This window comes from Streptomyces sp. NPDC044033, from assembly GCF_056434425.1.
This window is the reverse complement of sequence record NZ_JBWKFF010000007.1, coordinates 190,077-203,357: the sequence shown is the minus strand read 5'-3', so window position 1 is coordinate 203,357 and position 13,281 is coordinate 190,077. Positions and strand designations below refer to the sequence as shown.

Sequence of the window (13,281 nt, the reverse complement as noted above, 5' to 3'; positions counted from 1 at the left end):
TCCGGGCCCGGCGGGGCCGTGGTGTCCCGCGTGAGGGACCGTTGTCAGTGCGGCATGGCACGATCGGGACGGACGGATGACGTACGCCGGCCCATGGGTTGCCGGCCGGTGGGTTATGGGCGCACTGCGGGGAGATGGTCGTGTTCTGGTTCTTTCTCATCGCGCTGGTCGTGGTGGTGGGCGCGGTCACGCTCGCCGTCGTGGGCGGTGACGGCGGTGGCGGCGGCGCGCTGACCGAGGCCGAGCCGGACCGGATCGCCGATCCGCTGCCCGAGGACCGGCCGCTGCACCGCGCCGACGTCGAGTCGCTGCGGCTGCCGATCGGCCTCCGCGGCTACCGCATGGCGGAGACCGACGACGCCCTCGACCGGCTGGCGGCCGAGCTGACCGAGCGCGACTCCCGGATCGCCGAGCTGGAGGCCGCCCTCGCGGGCGCGCAGGCCGCCGCGGTCGGCGGCCCGGATCTGCTCAAGGGCGTGCGGCCCGGCCCCGCCGAGCCCGACCGGCCGGACGAACCGGGCGCCCCGGCCCAGGGAGCCACGTCATGAGCGGCGTGGCGCACGGCCCGGACGGACTGCCGCGCTGCCCCTGGGGCATGGAGTCCGAGTCGATGGCCGACTACCGCGCGTACCACGACACGGAGTGGGGCCGCCCGGTGCACGGGGACGACGCGCTGTACGAGCGGATGTGCCTGGAGGCGTTCCAGTCGGGGCTGTCCTGGATCACGATCCTGCGCCGCCGGGAGGGGTTCCGGGCGGCGTTCGCGGACTTCCGGATCGAGAAGGTCGCGGCGTTCACGGACGCGGACGCGGAGCGGCTGCTGGCCGACGCCGGCATCATCCGCAACCGCGCCAAGATCGCGGCCACGATCAACAACGCCAAGGTCGCCGCGGAGCTGCCGGCCGGCGAGCTGGACGCGTTCATCTGGTCGTACGCGCCCGAGCGGACCGGCCGCTCGGCCCCACGCACCTTCGCCGATGTGGAGCCGGTCACACCGGAGTCGACGGCGCTGGCCAAGGACCTCAAGAAGCGCGGCTTCCGCTTCGTCGGCCCCACGACCGCGTACGCCCTCATGCAGGCGTGCGGCCTCGTGAACGACCACTTGGCGGCCTGCCACGTCCGCGAGGCGGTGGACAGGGCCCAGGCCGTCTCCGACGGCTCCGGGCCGGCCGTCCGGTGACCGCTCGGCCCGGAGCGAGCCGTCTCGTGAGGTGCCTTGTGAGCTGCCTCGTGAGGTGCCGAACGGCTCGGTGAGCGCATGCCTTCCGGCCCGGAGACCGTTTCACGAGCCGTCGCGAACGGCCCGGGCCCGGGGCGGGCGCCCGGCGTCAGCGGCCCAGATACTTCGGCTTCTCCTTCTTCACGAAGGCCGCGACCGCGATGCCGTGGTCCTGCGAGGCCCCCGCGCGGGTCTGGAGTTCGTCCTCCTTCTCCAGCGTCTCGGCGAGGCCGTGACCGCCGGCGTAGGCCAGCGACTCCTTGATCGCCGCGTAGGCGGCCGTCGGGCCCTCGGCGAGCCGGCGCGCCACGGCCTCGGCCTCGGCGGCCAACTCGGCGGCGGGGACGACCTTGTTGGCGATCCCCAGCTCGTACGCCTCCTGGGCGGGGACGCCGCGCGGGAAGAGCAGCAGATCGGCGGCGCGGCCGTGGCCGATGAGGCGCGGCAGCGTCCAGGAGACGCCCGAGTCGGCGGTGAGCGCGACCCCGGCGAAGGAGGTGTTGAAGGAGGCGGTGTCCGCCACGACCCGGTAGTCGGCGGCGAGCGCGAAACCCGCTCCCGCCCCCGCCGCGACCCCGTTGACCCCGGCCACGACCGGCTTCGGCATCTCGGCGAGCGCGGTGACGATGGGGTTGTAGTGCTCGCGCACGGTGCTCATCGTGCGGCTCTCGCCGCGCTCACCGTCCTCGTTCAGCAGGCCGATGTGCTCCTTGAGGTCCTGGCCCACGCAGAAGGCGCGGCCGGTGCCGGTCAGCAGGACGGCCCGGACCGCCGGGTCCGCCGCGGCCTGCCGCACGCTCTCGCGGAGCGCGACCTTCGCCTCCGTGTTCAGCGCGTTCATGGCGTCGGGACGGTTCAAGGTGATCTTCGCGAGTCCGTCGGTCACCTCGTAGAGCACGGTGTCGGCCATGGTGGATCCCTTCCGTCGGGGCTCGGTACATGCCGCGGAAGCCGGCGGCGGCGGCGCTCAGCGCTCAGCATGCCGGAGATCTCAGGACGTGGACATGTGACCTGCGTCAAAGAATCAGGCCGCGGTACGCACGCGATGGCGGCGCAGTATCGCAGCTGGATCGCCGAATTGGGTGGTTTTGCGCGAGCGCGTTGTCGAAGGGATGCCGACCGATGTTGGTCATCGGGTCGTTCGATGCGGGATAATGGCTTTGAAGCAATGTGTTCGATGCCGGTGACACCTGGGTTGTCGGCTGCGATGAGCTGGTTTCAGGAAGGGGAACGAGCATGGCGGCCATGAAGCCGCGGACGGGCGACGGCCCGCTCGAGGTGACCAAGGAGGGGCGGGGCATCGTCATGCGCGTTCCGCTCGAAGGCGGCGGTCGGCTTGTCGTCGAGCTGACACCGGACGAGGCGGACGCCCTCGGGGATGCCCTGAAGAAGGTCGTCGGCTGACACATTTAGCCCGCGTTTTTCTGCGCTGCCCTGCCGCTCCGGTGCGAACCGAGCGGCGGGGCAGTGGCATTTCCGCCGCCTTCCGTCGCCCTTCCTGCGCTTCCCTCGTGCCGCTTACCGCAGGCCCCTTGTCGGCGTGGCCGAATTCCCGTGGCCGATTCAGGGGCGCTTGACCGCGCAGAGCAGGCCGTCGCCCACCGGCAGCAGCGACGGCAGCAGGGCCACCGACTCGCGTACGGCCCGCAGCAGTTCCCGCAGCCGCTGCACCTCGGCGGGCTGGGCCGCGGAGTCCACGGTGCGGCCGTCGGCGAACACGCCCTCGAAGCAGACCAGCCCGCCGGGTCGCAGCAGACGCAACGATTCGGCGAGGTAGTCGAGGCACTCCAGCCGGTCACCGTCGCAGAAGACCAGGTCGTAGCCGCCGTCCGCGAGACGGGGCAGGACCTCCAGGGCGCGGCCGGGGATGAACCGGGCCCGATTGCCCGCGAACCCCGCGGCACGGAACGCCTCACGGGCGAACTGCTGCCGCTCCGGCTCGCTGTCCACCGTCGTCAGGACGCCGTCGGGGCGCATGCCGTGCAGCAGATGGATGCCGGACACCCCGGTGCCGGTGCCGATCTCGGCGACGGCCTTGGCGTCCACCGTGGCGGCGAGCAGGCGCAGCGCTGCGCCGGTGCCGGACGACACCGAGTGGAGACCTGCCTCACGAGCCCGGTCACGGGCCCAGCGCAACACCTCGTCCTCGGCGACGAACGCATCCGCGAATGCCCAGCTCGTCTGCCGGTTGCCGGTAATGGCCCTCTCCTCTGTCCCCGTAGTCCACGCAACCGTGACTGTATCCGCTGCCCACGGGAACCCGCAGATGGGACCGGGCGTTGGTAAGGGGTGGGGGAAGCCGATGCCGATGGACCAAATGCAGGTCAAAAATGCTTATCCGGAGCTAACGGGCGAGGTGGATATGGTAGGGGCTCTACTGGACACCGCCAGAGCCGATAGGGGAGGTGCGGCTTCGGCCGGCGACCGCAAGGGAGTGCTGAGGCGCTTCCGGAGGTCTTCCGGCGAGCCGAAATCCGTGACCAACACCGCTGACCGTTCCCGCACCGCAAACTCCGCAACCACCGCGACTTTCGCCACCGATGCGGATGCGCCGGCGTGGACCCCTCCCACGTGGGAGGAGATCGTCAGCACGCACAGCGCACGGGTCTATCGCCTCGCGTATCGCCTCACGGGAAACCAGCACGACGCCGAGGACCTCACTCAGGAGGTCTTCGTCCGCGTCTTCCGCTCGCTGTCCACGTACACCCCGGGCACGTTCGAGGGCTGGCTGCACCGCATCACCACCAACCTGTTCCTCGACATGGTCCGCCGCCGTCAGCGCATTCGCTTCGACGCGCTCGGTGACGACGCGGCGGAGCGGCTCCCCAGCCGCGAGCCCTCCCCTCAGCAGCACTTCAACGACACCCACTTCGACGCCGACGTCCAGCAGGCGCTGGACACGCTCGCGCCGGAGTTCCGCGCGGCCGTCGTGCTGTGCGACATCGAAGGGCTGTCCTACGAGGAGATCGCCGCCACCCTCGGCGTGAAGCTCGGCACCGTGCGCAGCCGCATCCACCGCGGCCGCTCGCACCTGCGCAAGGCTCTTCAGCACCGCTCGCCCGCCGCTCGGGCCGAGCAGCGTGCCGTGGCGACCGTGGCTCCGCTGAGTGGGGAGGTAGGAATCGCGTGACCGGATCAGGCGGTCAGTCCCCCGCCGAGCAACATCTCGGCGACCGCCTCGCGGCCCTGGTCGACGGGGAGTTGGGGCACGATTCTCGGGAGCGGGTGCTCGCGCACCTGGCTACGTGCGGAAAGTGCAAGGCGGAGGCCGACGCGCAGCGCCGGCTCAAGAGTGTGTTCGCCGAGACGGCGGCGCCGCCGCCCTCGGCAGGGTTTCTCGCGCGGCTCCAGAGCCTCCCCGGCGGGGGCCCCGGAGACGACAGGGGCGGGCCGCCGTTCGGCGGCCCGGGAAGAGACGGCGGGCTGGGTACGCTCGGCGAGACGCTGACGCTGCTGCCGGGGATCGCCCCGCAGCCTCGTGAGCGCGGCTTCCGCATCCACGAGGTGGAGCGGTCGGGCCCGCGCGGCCGGCGCTTCGCCTTCGCCGCAGCCGGTGCGGTCTCGCTCGCCGCGTTCGCCCTCGGCGGCGCGCTGCCGCTGGACGCGGCCATCGACTCCCCGAGCGCCCAGTCGGACGCGCCGGGATCCACGTCGTTCGGGATGCTCAATGCCGACGGCACCCGGCGGGAGATCGGACTCGCGGCGGCTTCGCGGGACCGGTCCGCCATGTTCAGCTCACCGGGCGAGCGGTTCGGATCGCCGTTCCCGACGGCGACGACGCACGCGCGGCCCCCGATGGGTCCGTTCGTGGCGCACGAGCCCCCCGGAAGCACGCTTCCGCCGCTCGTACGTCCGGCTCTGTCGGTCGAGCCGCCCGCGCCGGGCCCCTCCGACGTCCCCGTTCCGGTCCAGGCTCCGGCCGCCCCGCAGCCGCCCGACGCGGCCACCCAGCTCCTCACCGCGAACGCCGCCTCCGCGTTCGCTCCCCACCACTGACGGCCCCCTGCGCGAACCCGCGCCGACCTGGTTGAATCTCCAGGTGGGCCATGCGACCGACCGGCAGGCCCGCGCCAGGTCGCAGGTGAACTGTGGGGAGATCATGGACGACGGAATGGCCGAGGCCCCAGGGCCCAAGCCGAAGTGGTGGAGCCGTCCGCACCAGGCCCCCGGCGCTTCGGAGGCGCCGGGGCGTGTTTCCGTACCGGGGGATGGGACGGCCGACGGGCAGGCGCCTGCCGAGAGCCCGGCCGCTGACGAGGTGCCTGCCGACGGCCCGGCCGCTGACGAGGCGACTGCCGCCGCTCCGGCCGCGCCGGATGCCGGCCAGTCGGCCTCGGAACGGCCGGAGCCAGAGCCGGAGACGGGGCTTCCGGCAGAGGTCCCACCGGCCGGCCGGCCCCAGACGGACCTCCCGCCCGCCGCCTTCCCGGCCGCCGGCCCGCCCGCCCCGAGCAGGCCCCTGCACGACCCCGATCCCTACGGGACGCCCCCCTACGGCGGCCCCGGCCCCTGGGCGCCCGCGCCGCCCGTGCAGCGGCCGATGGCGGCCCCCGCCGACGGTCCGTACGGGCCGTACAGCGCACCCAGCACACCCGGCCCCCACCGCCCGCACGGCAGCGGCGCGGCGGCAGGGTACGGCGGCGCGTACGCACCGCCGTCGGCGCCCCCGGTCCCGCCCCCGGCGCAGTGGCAGGTGTACGACCCCTGGGGCGAGCCGCGCCCCGAGCAGCAGGCGGAGAAGCCGTGGGGGCGCGGCCGGCTGACCGCCGCGATCATCGTCGTGGCGTTGGTGGCCGGCGGCATCGGCGGCGGCATCGGCTCGTATCTGGAGCGCAACGGCGGCATCACGGATGTGAGCCTCCCGCAGGCCCCGGCCGAGCGGACCAGCCGCGCCCCGGGCACGACGGCGAGCATCGCCTCCGCCGTGCTGCCCGGGGTCGTGACGATCCATGTGCGCGGCGTCAGCGAGCAGGGCACCGGCACCGGCTTCGTGCTGGACAAGCGGGGGCACATCCTCACCAACAACCACGTCGTGGAGCCGGCCGGTGAGGACGGCGAGATATCGGTGACGTTCAACGGCGGCCGGACCACGAAGGCCACCGTCGTCGGCCGGGACGGCAGCTACGACCTGGCGGTCCTCAAGGTCGCCGGGGTCACCGGGCTGAAACCCCTGAGCCTGGGCAACTCCGACTCGACGCGGGTCGGCGACCCGGTGGTCGCCGTCGGCGCGCCGTACGAGCTGGCGGGCACGGTGACGTCGGGGATCATCAGCGCCAAGGAGCGGCCGATAACGGCCGGCGGCGAGAAGCAGGACGGCAGCGACGTCAGCTATGTCGACGCGCTGCAGACCGACGCGCCGATCAACCCCGGCAACTCCGGCGGCCCCCTGGTGGACGCGGAGGCCCGCGTCATCGGGATCAACAGCGCCATCCGCTCCGTGAGCGACGGCTCCGGCCTCGGCGGCAGCCAGGGCGGCTCCATCGGGCTGGGCTTCGCGATACCGATCAATCAGGCCCGGTGGGTGGCCGAAGAGCTGATCAACACGGGGCATGCCGCCCATCCCGTGATCGGCGTCACCCTGGACATGGCCTACTCCGGAGAGGGCGCGCGGGTGAACACCAAGGGTGTGAAGGGCCCGGCCGTCACCCCGGACGGCCCCGGGGAAAAGGCGGGGCTCAAGCCCGGAGACGTGATCACGAAGGTGGACGGGGTACCGGTGCGCAGCGGCCAGGAGCTGATCGTCAAGATCCGCAGTCACCGCCCGGGGGACGCGCTGGATCTGACGGTCGGGCACGACGGACAGACCCGCACCGCGCGGCTGACGCTCGGCTCCGCCAGTGGCAACTGATCCCGGAGCCCCTGCGGGCCGCTCGAACGGCCCGCAGGGCCCGAGCTTTGGCCTGATGTTGGTCCGGGCGTCTCCCGTACTGCACACGCGGCCAGGTACCGTGATAGGCGGCCTGGCCCGTCGGCCACAGACGTATCAAGGAGCTGCAAGGTGTTCTTCGACATAGGACCCCTAGAGCTGGTCGCGCTCGTCATCCTTGCGGTGCTCATTTTCGGCCCGGACAAGCTGCCGAAGATGATCCAGGACGTCTCGCGGACCATTCGCAAGATCCGGGAGTTCTCGGACAGCGCGAAGGAAGACATCCGCTCCGAGCTGGGGCCGGAGTTCAAGGACTTCGAGTTCGAGGACCTCAACCCGAAGACGTTCGTGCGCAAGCACGTCCTGGACAAGGACGAGCTGGGCATCAAGGAGATCCGCAACGGCTTCGATCTGCGCAAGGAGATGGCGGAGGTCACGGACGCGGTGCACAGCCGCGAGGAGGACGCTCCGCCGGCCGCCTCGCCCTCGGCGCCGGCCGCCCCTTCCAGCGGCCCCGACCTGCTGAAGAAGCGTGAGAAGCCGGCCCCGGACGAGCGTCCGCCCTTCGACCCCGACGCCACCTGATCCCCCGTATGGCCTACGGGACGGGCCAGTATGGCTATCCTCCCTTTGTCCGGGACGACCTCGTCCGAGGAGACGGGCCGTCCGCGACAACGGGGTAATGAGGAGGCGCCGCGCAGATGGAGACGACGAGTCGGGTAGAGGCGCAGGGAGCCGGTACGGCCGAGGCGCCCGACGGTGAGGCCGCGCCGGCGGCGCGGGAAGCGCCGCGAGGAGCGTCCCGCCCCCGGAGGTCCGCCGACGGGTATCTGCTGGCGTCGTTCCCCTGGTACGGCCTGGACGACGCGTACACCGGGAGCCGCTGGCTGATGCAGGTCGGCACCGCCGCGGACGACACGGTCGAGCACGGCTCCATCGGCTACGGCGAGGAGCCGTCGCTCCGCTCGGACCAGACGCCGGACCAGCAGCGCTTCGCGGTCGTGGTGACCATCGCGGACCGCCCGGTACGGCGCAGCGCGGACGGTACGGGCGTGCTGGAGGCCACCTCGGTCTCCTCGGCGGCCTGGCTGGCCGGTTCCGGGCTGCTGGCGTCCACCTGGCCCGCGAAGATGGAGCGGGGGCTGCGCCAGGACTGGCTGGACCAGCAGACGGCGATCGCCTGGGAGCTGGCGGACGACCTGGAGGGGTCGGACTGGTCGCTGCTGTCGCTGTCCGTGGACGGCGTGCCGACCGATTTCCGCTACCGGGAGTCCGAGTACGGCTGGGTGCTGGCCGGGTCGACCGGGGGCGGGGTCCACGTGGGCGCGTACGGGCGCGGCATGAGCGCGTACGGCCTCGGCTTCTCGGTGATCAAGGACATCGCCTCGTACGGGCACTGAGCGCGTACGGACGTACGGAGCCGTCAGACGTACGGGGCCGTGAGGGGTGTGGTGCCGTCAGATGTACGGAGCCCCAAGCGGCCCGCGAAGGCGAACGGTAAGGGGCGGCGTCCATGGGATGCCGCCCCTTACCGCGTCCGCTCAGAACTTGTTGCGCGGAGTGATCCCCAGCGACATCCCCGACAGCCCCCGCTGCCGGCCGCCGAGCTTGCCCGCGATCGTCCGCAGCGCGCTGCCCGCCGGGGAGTCGGGGTCGGTCAGCACCACCGGCTTGCCCTCGTCGCCGCCCTCGCGCAGCCGCACGTCGATGGGGATCGAGCCCAGCACCGGCACCTGCGCACCGGTCGTCTTCGTCAGCCCCTCGGCGACCCGCTGGCCGCCGCCCGTGCCGAAGACGTCCACCATCTCGTCGCAGTGCGGGCAGGGCAGCCCGGCCATGTTCTCGACCACGCCGACGATCTTCTGATGGGTCTGCACGGCGATCGAACCGGCCCGCTCGGCGACCTCGGCGGCGGCCTGCTGCGGCGTCGTCACGACCAGGATCTCGGCGTTCGGCACCAGCTGCGCGACGGAGATCGCGATGTCGCCGGTGCCCGGCGGCAGGTCGAGCAGGAGCACGTCCAGGTCGCCCCAGTAGACGTCCGCGAGGAACTGCTGGAGCGCCCGGTGCAGCATCGGACCGCGCCACACCACGGGGGCGTTGCCCGGGGTGAACATGCCGATCGAGATGACCTTCACGCCATTCGCCGACGGCGGCATGATCATGTTCTCGACCTGGGTGGGACGGCCGTAGGCGCCCAGCATGCGCGGCACCGAGTGCCCGTAGATGTCCGCGTCCACGACGCCGACCTTGAGCCCGTCGGCCGCCATCGCCGCCGCCAGGTTGACCGTCACCGAGGACTTGCCGACGCCGCCCTTGCCGGAGGCCACCGCGTAGACCCGGGTGAGCGAGCCGGGCTGGGCGAAGGGCACCTCGCGCTCGGGGGTGCCGCCGCGCAGCGAGGCCGCCAGCTCCTTGCGCTGCTCGTCGCTCATGACGTCCAGCTCGACGGTGACGCCGCGCACCCCCTCGACGGAGGCGACCGCGTCCCGCACGTTCGAGGTGATCGTCTCGCGCATGGGGCAGCCCGAGACCGTCAGATAGACCGCGACCGCGACCGAGCCGTCCGCCGCGATCTCCACCGATTTGACCATCCCCAGCTCGGTGATGGGCCGGTGGATCTCGGGGTCGTTCACCGTGGCGAGCGCGGCGCGTACCGCGTCCTCGCTCGGCGCGGAGCTTTGGGGCGTGTCGGTAGCCATACCGACGATGGTACGGCGGTACCGGCACTCGGCGGAGCACAGGTGGGTGCCGGTGTGCGGGGTCACAGACGGGCCCCCGCGCGGCCCGGCGCCTCAGCGGTCCGGTCCGGGCTCCCGCAGCCTGCGCTCCTCGATCTCCTTGAGCAGGTCCTGGAGTTCGGAGCGCATCCAGTCCCGGGTCGCGACCTCCCCGAGCCCCATCCGCAGCGCGGCCACCTCCCGGGTCAGATACTCCGTGTCCGCGATGGAGCGCTCGTTCTGTTTGCGGTCCTGCTCCAGATTGACCCGGTCCCGGTCGTCCTGCCGGTTCTGCGCCAGCAGGATCAGCGGGGCCGCGTACGAAGCCTGCAACGACAGCATCAGCGTCAGGAAGATGAACGGATAGCGGTCGAACCGCAGGTGGACCGGGGCCGAGGTGTTCCACACCACCCACAGGATGATGACGACCGTCATCCAGACGATGAAGCGGCCGGTGCCGAGGAAGCGCGCGATCCGCTCCGAGAAGCGGCCGAACGCCTCCGGGTCGTAGGCGGGCAGCAGACTGCGCCGCCGGTCCCTGGGCTGGTCGAGGCGGCTACCGCTCATCGCCGGCCCCCTCCGGCTCGGTCTCCCCGGCGGGTGCGCCGTGCAGCTCCCGCTCCCGCCAGTCGTCGGGCAGCAGATGGTCCAGGACGTCGTCGACGGTCACCGCGCCCAGCAGCGAGCCGCTCTCGTCGACGACGGGGGCGGAGACCATGTTGTACGTCGCCAGATAGCTGGTGACGGCGGTCAGCGGGGTGTCCGGCGGCAGCGGCAGCAGATCGCTGTCCACGATCGAGCTGACGAGCGTGAACGGCGGATCGCGCAGCAGCCGCTGGAAGTGCAGGGTGCCCAGATACTTGCCGGTCGGCGTCTCGTCGGGCGGCCGGCAGACGTACACCTGGGCGGCGAGCGCGGGGGACAGGTCCGGGTTGCGCACCCGGGCCAGGGCGTCGGCGACGGTGGCGTCGGGCTGGAGCACGATCGGCTCGGTGGTCATCAGGCCGCCCGCCGTCCGCTCCTCGTAGGAGAGCAGCCGCCGCACGTCCGCCGCGTCGCCCGGCTGCATCAGCGTCAGCAGCCGCTCCTTCTCGTCCTCCGGCAGCTCGGAGAGCAGATCGGCGGCGTCGTCGGGGTCCATGGCCTCCAGCACGTCGGCCGCGCGCTCCTCCTTGAGCTTGCCGAGGATCTCGACCTGGTCGTCCTCGGGCAGCTCCTCCAGTACGTCCGCGAGCCGGTCGTCGTCCAGGGCCACGGCCACCTCCGAGCGCCGCTTGGCGGAGAGGTGGTGCAGGGCGTTGGCGAGGTCGGCCGGGCGCAGCTGCTCGAAGGTGGCGAGCAGGTTCTCCGCGCCCTGCCCGTGCTCGTCGAGGGAGAAGCCGGTGACGGCCGACCACTCGACGGTCAGCGCCTCCGCCTTGCGGCGCAGCGCCCCGCCCTTGCCCTTGCGCACGAAGACCTTGTCGATCTCCCAGTCGCGGCGGGCCGGCAGCTGGGACATGGCCACGTCCAGGACGGTGGCCTCCTCGCCGCTCTCCACCAGCCGCACCCTGCGGTCGAGCAGCTCGCCGAGTACCAGGGTCTCGGAGGCGCGCTGCTCGAACCGGCGCATGTTGACCACGCCGGTGGTGATGACCTGTCCGGACTCGACGCCCGTCACCCGGCTCATCGGGAGGAAGATCCGGCGGCGGCTGACCACCTCGACCACCAGCCCCAGCACGCGCGGCGGCCGGCCGGCGACCCGCAGCACCACGACGAGGTCGCGGACCCGCCCCACCTGGTCGCCGTTGGGGTCGAAGACGGCCACTCCCGAGAGGTGCGAGATGAACACCCTGGGGGTGCCAGACGCCATGTCGCGTTCCTCCTTGTATCTGGCTCAATGTCAGTTTCAGGCTAGCGTGACCCGGTGCGTACCGCTGTGGGGACAGCGGCCGTACGGTTCCTGACGAGTGCCCCTGGACGGCACGGGTACGCTCCGTACTGCATCGGTATCAGGAGGCAAGAGCAGACGTGCGAACCCGGAACGCGGCTCTCGTGGGGGCGATGTGCGCGAGCCTGGCGGCAGCGCTCGCGGGGTGCGCCGAGGACCCCGACGCCGGTACGAACGGCGTGGGCAAGCTGGAGGCGCCGGCCATCGCGACCAAGGCGCGTACGGCCGCCGAGGGCGCGAGCGCGGTCCACCTCACCGGCAATCTGGTCAGCCGGGGCCATACGTACAAACTCGACATGCGGCTCAAGAAGAACGGCGGCACCGGCAAGGTCGCCAGCGAGGCGAGCACCTTCCAACTGCTGCGCATCGGCGCGGACCTGTATCTGAAGGCGGACGCCTCCTTCTGGTCGCACGAGAAGGACCAGAAGGGCGGGCAGGGCACCGGTGGCTCAGCCGCCGACAAGCTGGACGCCAAGTATGTGAAGGTCCCCTCCGACGACCCCTCGTACAAGGAGCTCAGCGGCTTCACCGACAAGGCCGTGCTGCTGGAGGGAATCCTGGGCCTGCACGGCAAGCTCTCCCGGGGCGAGCACGGCTCCGTCGCGGGCGCCCGCACGATCCGCGTCAGCGGGGGCGGTGGCGACGGCAGCACGCTCGATGTCTCGCTCAAGGGCACGCCGTACCCGCTGCGCCTGCGGCGCGCGGGCGGCGCGGGCGTGGTCCAGCTGGCCGACTGGGACAAGGACTTCGCACTGGCCGCCCCCACCAAGGACCAGCTGGTCGACTACGGCCAGAAGATCCCGCACAGCACCTGAGCGCACCGGGGGAGGCCGTCCGGCGACGGGCACGCCCTGGAGCCCGTCCGGCGCTTCGGGGGCGATGGCGACGGAATCCAGTCCGTCCGGCGCTTCAGAGGTGACGGCGACGGAGCCCAGCCCGTCCGGCATTCGGGGGCGGGAGGCACGGCACGCGGCCCGTCCGGGGCTTGGGGGCCGGGGCCCGTGGCGGCGCCCCGGTTACGGCTTGCGCGCCTTGCGCCCCTTCCGCGCGCCCCGCGCCAACAGCTTCGGCAGCCCCGCGGGGACCGGCCCGCGGGTCGTAGCGGCCGTGGGCACCGGCTTCGCCGCGAGCGACCCGTCCGGCAGCTCCGCGGTCCCACCGCTCGGCTCCAGCCGCAGGACGCGGCACTCACGGGCCCAGCGCTGTTCGATCCGGTCGGAGTCCGGCGCGTTCAGGCGCTTGCCCTTGAGCTCCGCCACGGCCGCGGCCCACGTCTCGCTGTCCGGCGCCAGCTCGCTGACGCGGGCCGACCACTCGACGAGCCGCCCGCCCTTGTCCTTGCTGCGGACCGTCACGCTCGCCGTGGACCCGTCGGCGAGGCCGAGGCCCGTGAGCGGCTGCTCGCCCGGTCCGTCGCCGACGAGGTGCAGCGCGCCGTCGTGCCATACGTGCCACAGCGCCCGGCCGGTGGCCCCGGTGCCCCGCACCCAGACCAGGCCGGACTTCTTGGTGGCCTCTTCGATCAGCGCCCGCGTCTGCGTCATAC

General features: G+C 72.3%; 14 protein-coding genes and 1 pseudogene. 9 read left to right on the top strand and 6 right to left on the bottom strand.

The window, feature by feature from the left end:
* Nucleotides 1-134: 134 nt before the first annotated feature.
* Complete coding sequence (locus AC07AB_RS15430) at nucleotides 135-548, top strand: DivIVA domain-containing protein (protein ID WP_478565940.1); 414 nt, start codon at nucleotides 135-137, stop codon at nucleotides 546-548.
* Complete coding sequence (locus AC07AB_RS15425; RefSeq protein WP_478565937.1) at nucleotides 545-1,180, top strand: DNA-3-methyladenine glycosylase I; 636 nt, start codon at nucleotides 545-547, stop codon at nucleotides 1,178-1,180. The genes AC07AB_RS15430 and AC07AB_RS15425 overlap by 4 nt, the downstream gene beginning before the upstream one ends.
* Nucleotides 1,181-1,328: 148 nt before the next feature.
* Here AC07AB_RS15425 and chcB read toward each other — a convergent pair whose 3' ends face one another.
* Nucleotides 1,329-2,129 carry a 2-cyclohexenylcarbonyl CoA isomerase gene (gene chcB / locus AC07AB_RS15420; RefSeq protein ID WP_478565934.1) on the bottom strand — a complete coding sequence of 267 codons (801 nt, stop codon included), beginning with the start codon at nucleotides 2,127-2,129 and terminating at the stop codon, nucleotides 1,329-1,331.
* Between the two features lie 326 nt (nucleotides 2,130-2,455).
* Between chcB and AC07AB_RS15415 the strand changes: the two genes are divergently transcribed.
* The gene (locus AC07AB_RS15415) at nucleotides 2,456-2,623 is read left to right on the top strand and encodes a DUF3117 domain-containing protein (protein WP_003966491.1); all 168 of its coding nucleotides are present in this window, start codon (nucleotides 2,456-2,458) and stop codon (nucleotides 2,621-2,623) included.
* A 159-nt stretch (nucleotides 2,624-2,782) separates the two neighbouring features.
* On the opposite strand, the pseudogene AC07AB_RS15410 reads toward AC07AB_RS15415, so the two are convergent.
* A pseudogene (locus tag AC07AB_RS15410) lies at nucleotides 2,783-3,450 on the bottom strand (O-methyltransferase).
* 131 nt (nucleotides 3,451-3,581) lie between these two features.
* On the opposite strand from AC07AB_RS15410, the gene sigE reads away from it, so the two are divergent.
* From sigE to AC07AB_RS15385, 5 genes are all read left to right on the top strand, one after another.
* Complete coding sequence (sigE, locus tag AC07AB_RS15405; protein WP_478566312.1) at nucleotides 3,582-4,349, top strand: RNA polymerase sigma factor SigE; 768 nt, start codon at nucleotides 3,582-3,584, stop codon at nucleotides 4,347-4,349.
* A complete protein-coding gene (locus AC07AB_RS15400) occupies nucleotides 4,346-5,215 on the top strand; it encodes an anti-sigma factor family protein (protein ID WP_478565931.1) in 870 nt (289 codons plus the stop codon). Before sigE ends, AC07AB_RS15400 begins: the two co-directional genes overlap by 4 nt.
* A 103-nt stretch (nucleotides 5,216-5,318) precedes the next feature.
* Complete coding sequence (locus AC07AB_RS15395) at nucleotides 5,319-7,067, top strand: S1C family serine protease (RefSeq protein WP_478566309.1); 1,749 nt, start codon at nucleotides 5,319-5,321, stop codon at nucleotides 7,065-7,067.
* A 150-nt stretch (nucleotides 7,068-7,217) separates the two neighbouring features.
* Nucleotides 7,218-7,670: a sec-independent translocase gene (locus tag AC07AB_RS15390; protein ID WP_478565928.1), complete on the top strand. Its 453-nt coding sequence runs from the start codon at nucleotides 7,218-7,220 to the stop codon at nucleotides 7,668-7,670.
* Between the two features lie 116 nt (nucleotides 7,671-7,786).
* Nucleotides 7,787-8,485: a hypothetical protein gene (locus AC07AB_RS15385; protein ID WP_478565925.1), complete on the top strand. Its 699-nt coding sequence runs from the start codon at nucleotides 7,787-7,789 to the stop codon at nucleotides 8,483-8,485.
* A 141-nt stretch (nucleotides 8,486-8,626) separates the two neighbouring features.
* On the opposite strand, the gene AC07AB_RS15380 is transcribed toward AC07AB_RS15385, so the two are convergent.
* The 3 genes from AC07AB_RS15380 to AC07AB_RS15370 all read right to left on the bottom strand — a co-directional run bounded on the left by AC07AB_RS15380 (nucleotide 8,627) and on the right by AC07AB_RS15370 (nucleotide 11,657).
* Complete coding sequence (locus AC07AB_RS15380; RefSeq protein WP_478565922.1) at nucleotides 8,627-9,787, bottom strand: Mrp/NBP35 family ATP-binding protein; 1,161 nt, start codon at nucleotides 9,785-9,787, stop codon at nucleotides 8,627-8,629.
* A gap of 93 nt (nucleotides 9,788-9,880) precedes the next feature.
* Nucleotides 9,881-10,372 (bottom strand): DUF1003 domain-containing protein, encoded by a 492-nt coding sequence (locus tag AC07AB_RS15375; protein WP_478565920.1) that lies wholly within the window; start codon nucleotides 10,370-10,372, stop codon nucleotides 9,881-9,883.
* A complete protein-coding gene (locus AC07AB_RS15370; protein WP_478565917.1) occupies nucleotides 10,362-11,657 on the bottom strand; it encodes a magnesium transporter MgtE N-terminal domain-containing protein in 1,296 nt (431 codons plus the stop codon). Before AC07AB_RS15370 ends, AC07AB_RS15375 begins: the two co-directional genes overlap by 11 nt.
* A gap of 158 nt (nucleotides 11,658-11,815) precedes the next feature.
* Between AC07AB_RS15370 and AC07AB_RS15365 the strand changes: the two genes are divergently transcribed.
* The gene (locus AC07AB_RS15365) at nucleotides 11,816-12,550 is read left to right on the top strand and encodes a hypothetical protein (RefSeq protein ID WP_478565914.1); all 735 of its coding nucleotides are present in this window, start codon (nucleotides 11,816-11,818) and stop codon (nucleotides 12,548-12,550) included.
* A 201-nt stretch (nucleotides 12,551-12,751) separates the two neighbouring features.
* Here AC07AB_RS15365 and AC07AB_RS15360 read toward each other — a convergent pair whose 3' ends face one another.
* The gene (locus AC07AB_RS15360) at nucleotides 12,752-13,279 is read right to left on the bottom strand and encodes a hypothetical protein (protein WP_478565911.1); all 528 of its coding nucleotides are present in this window, start codon (nucleotides 13,277-13,279) and stop codon (nucleotides 12,752-12,754) included.
* Nucleotides 13,280-13,281: the final 2 nt, after the last annotated feature.

Excerpts from the sequence above, each read along its gene's own strand:
- AC07AB_RS15430 (WP_478565940.1), top strand. The coding sequence starts at position 135 with ATGGTCGTGTTCTGGTTCTTTCTCATCGCGCTGGTCGTGGTGGTGGGC.
- AC07AB_RS15425 (WP_478565937.1), top strand. The coding sequence starts at position 545 with ATGAGCGGCGTGGCGCACGGCCCGGACGGACTGCCGCGCTGCCCCTGG.
- chcB (WP_478565934.1), bottom strand. The coding sequence starts at position 2,129 with ATGGCCGACACCGTGCTCTACGAGGTGACCGACGGACTCGCGAAGATC.
- AC07AB_RS15415 (WP_003966491.1), top strand. The coding sequence starts at position 2,456 with ATGGCGGCCATGAAGCCGCGGACGGGCGACGGCCCGCTCGAGGTGACC.
- sigE (WP_478566312.1), top strand. The coding sequence starts at position 3,582 with ATGGTAGGGGCTCTACTGGACACCGCCAGAGCCGATAGGGGAGGTGCG.
- AC07AB_RS15395 (WP_478566309.1), top strand. The coding sequence starts at position 5,319 with ATGGACGACGGAATGGCCGAGGCCCCAGGGCCCAAGCCGAAGTGGTGG.
- AC07AB_RS15385 (WP_478565925.1), top strand. The coding sequence starts at position 7,787 with ATGGAGACGACGAGTCGGGTAGAGGCGCAGGGAGCCGGTACGGCCGAG.
- AC07AB_RS15380 (WP_478565922.1), bottom strand. The coding sequence starts at position 9,787 with ATGGCTACCGACACGCCCCAAAGCTCCGCGCCGAGCGAGGACGCGGTA.
- AC07AB_RS15375 (WP_478565920.1), bottom strand. The coding sequence starts at position 10,372 with ATGAGCGGTAGCCGCCTCGACCAGCCCAGGGACCGGCGGCGCAGTCTG.
- AC07AB_RS15370 (WP_478565917.1), bottom strand. The coding sequence starts at position 11,657 with ATGGCGTCTGGCACCCCCAGGGTGTTCATCTCGCACCTCTCGGGAGTG.
- AC07AB_RS15360 (WP_478565911.1), bottom strand. The coding sequence starts at position 13,279 with ATGACGCAGACGCGGGCGCTGATCGAAGAGGCCACCAAGAAGTCCGGC.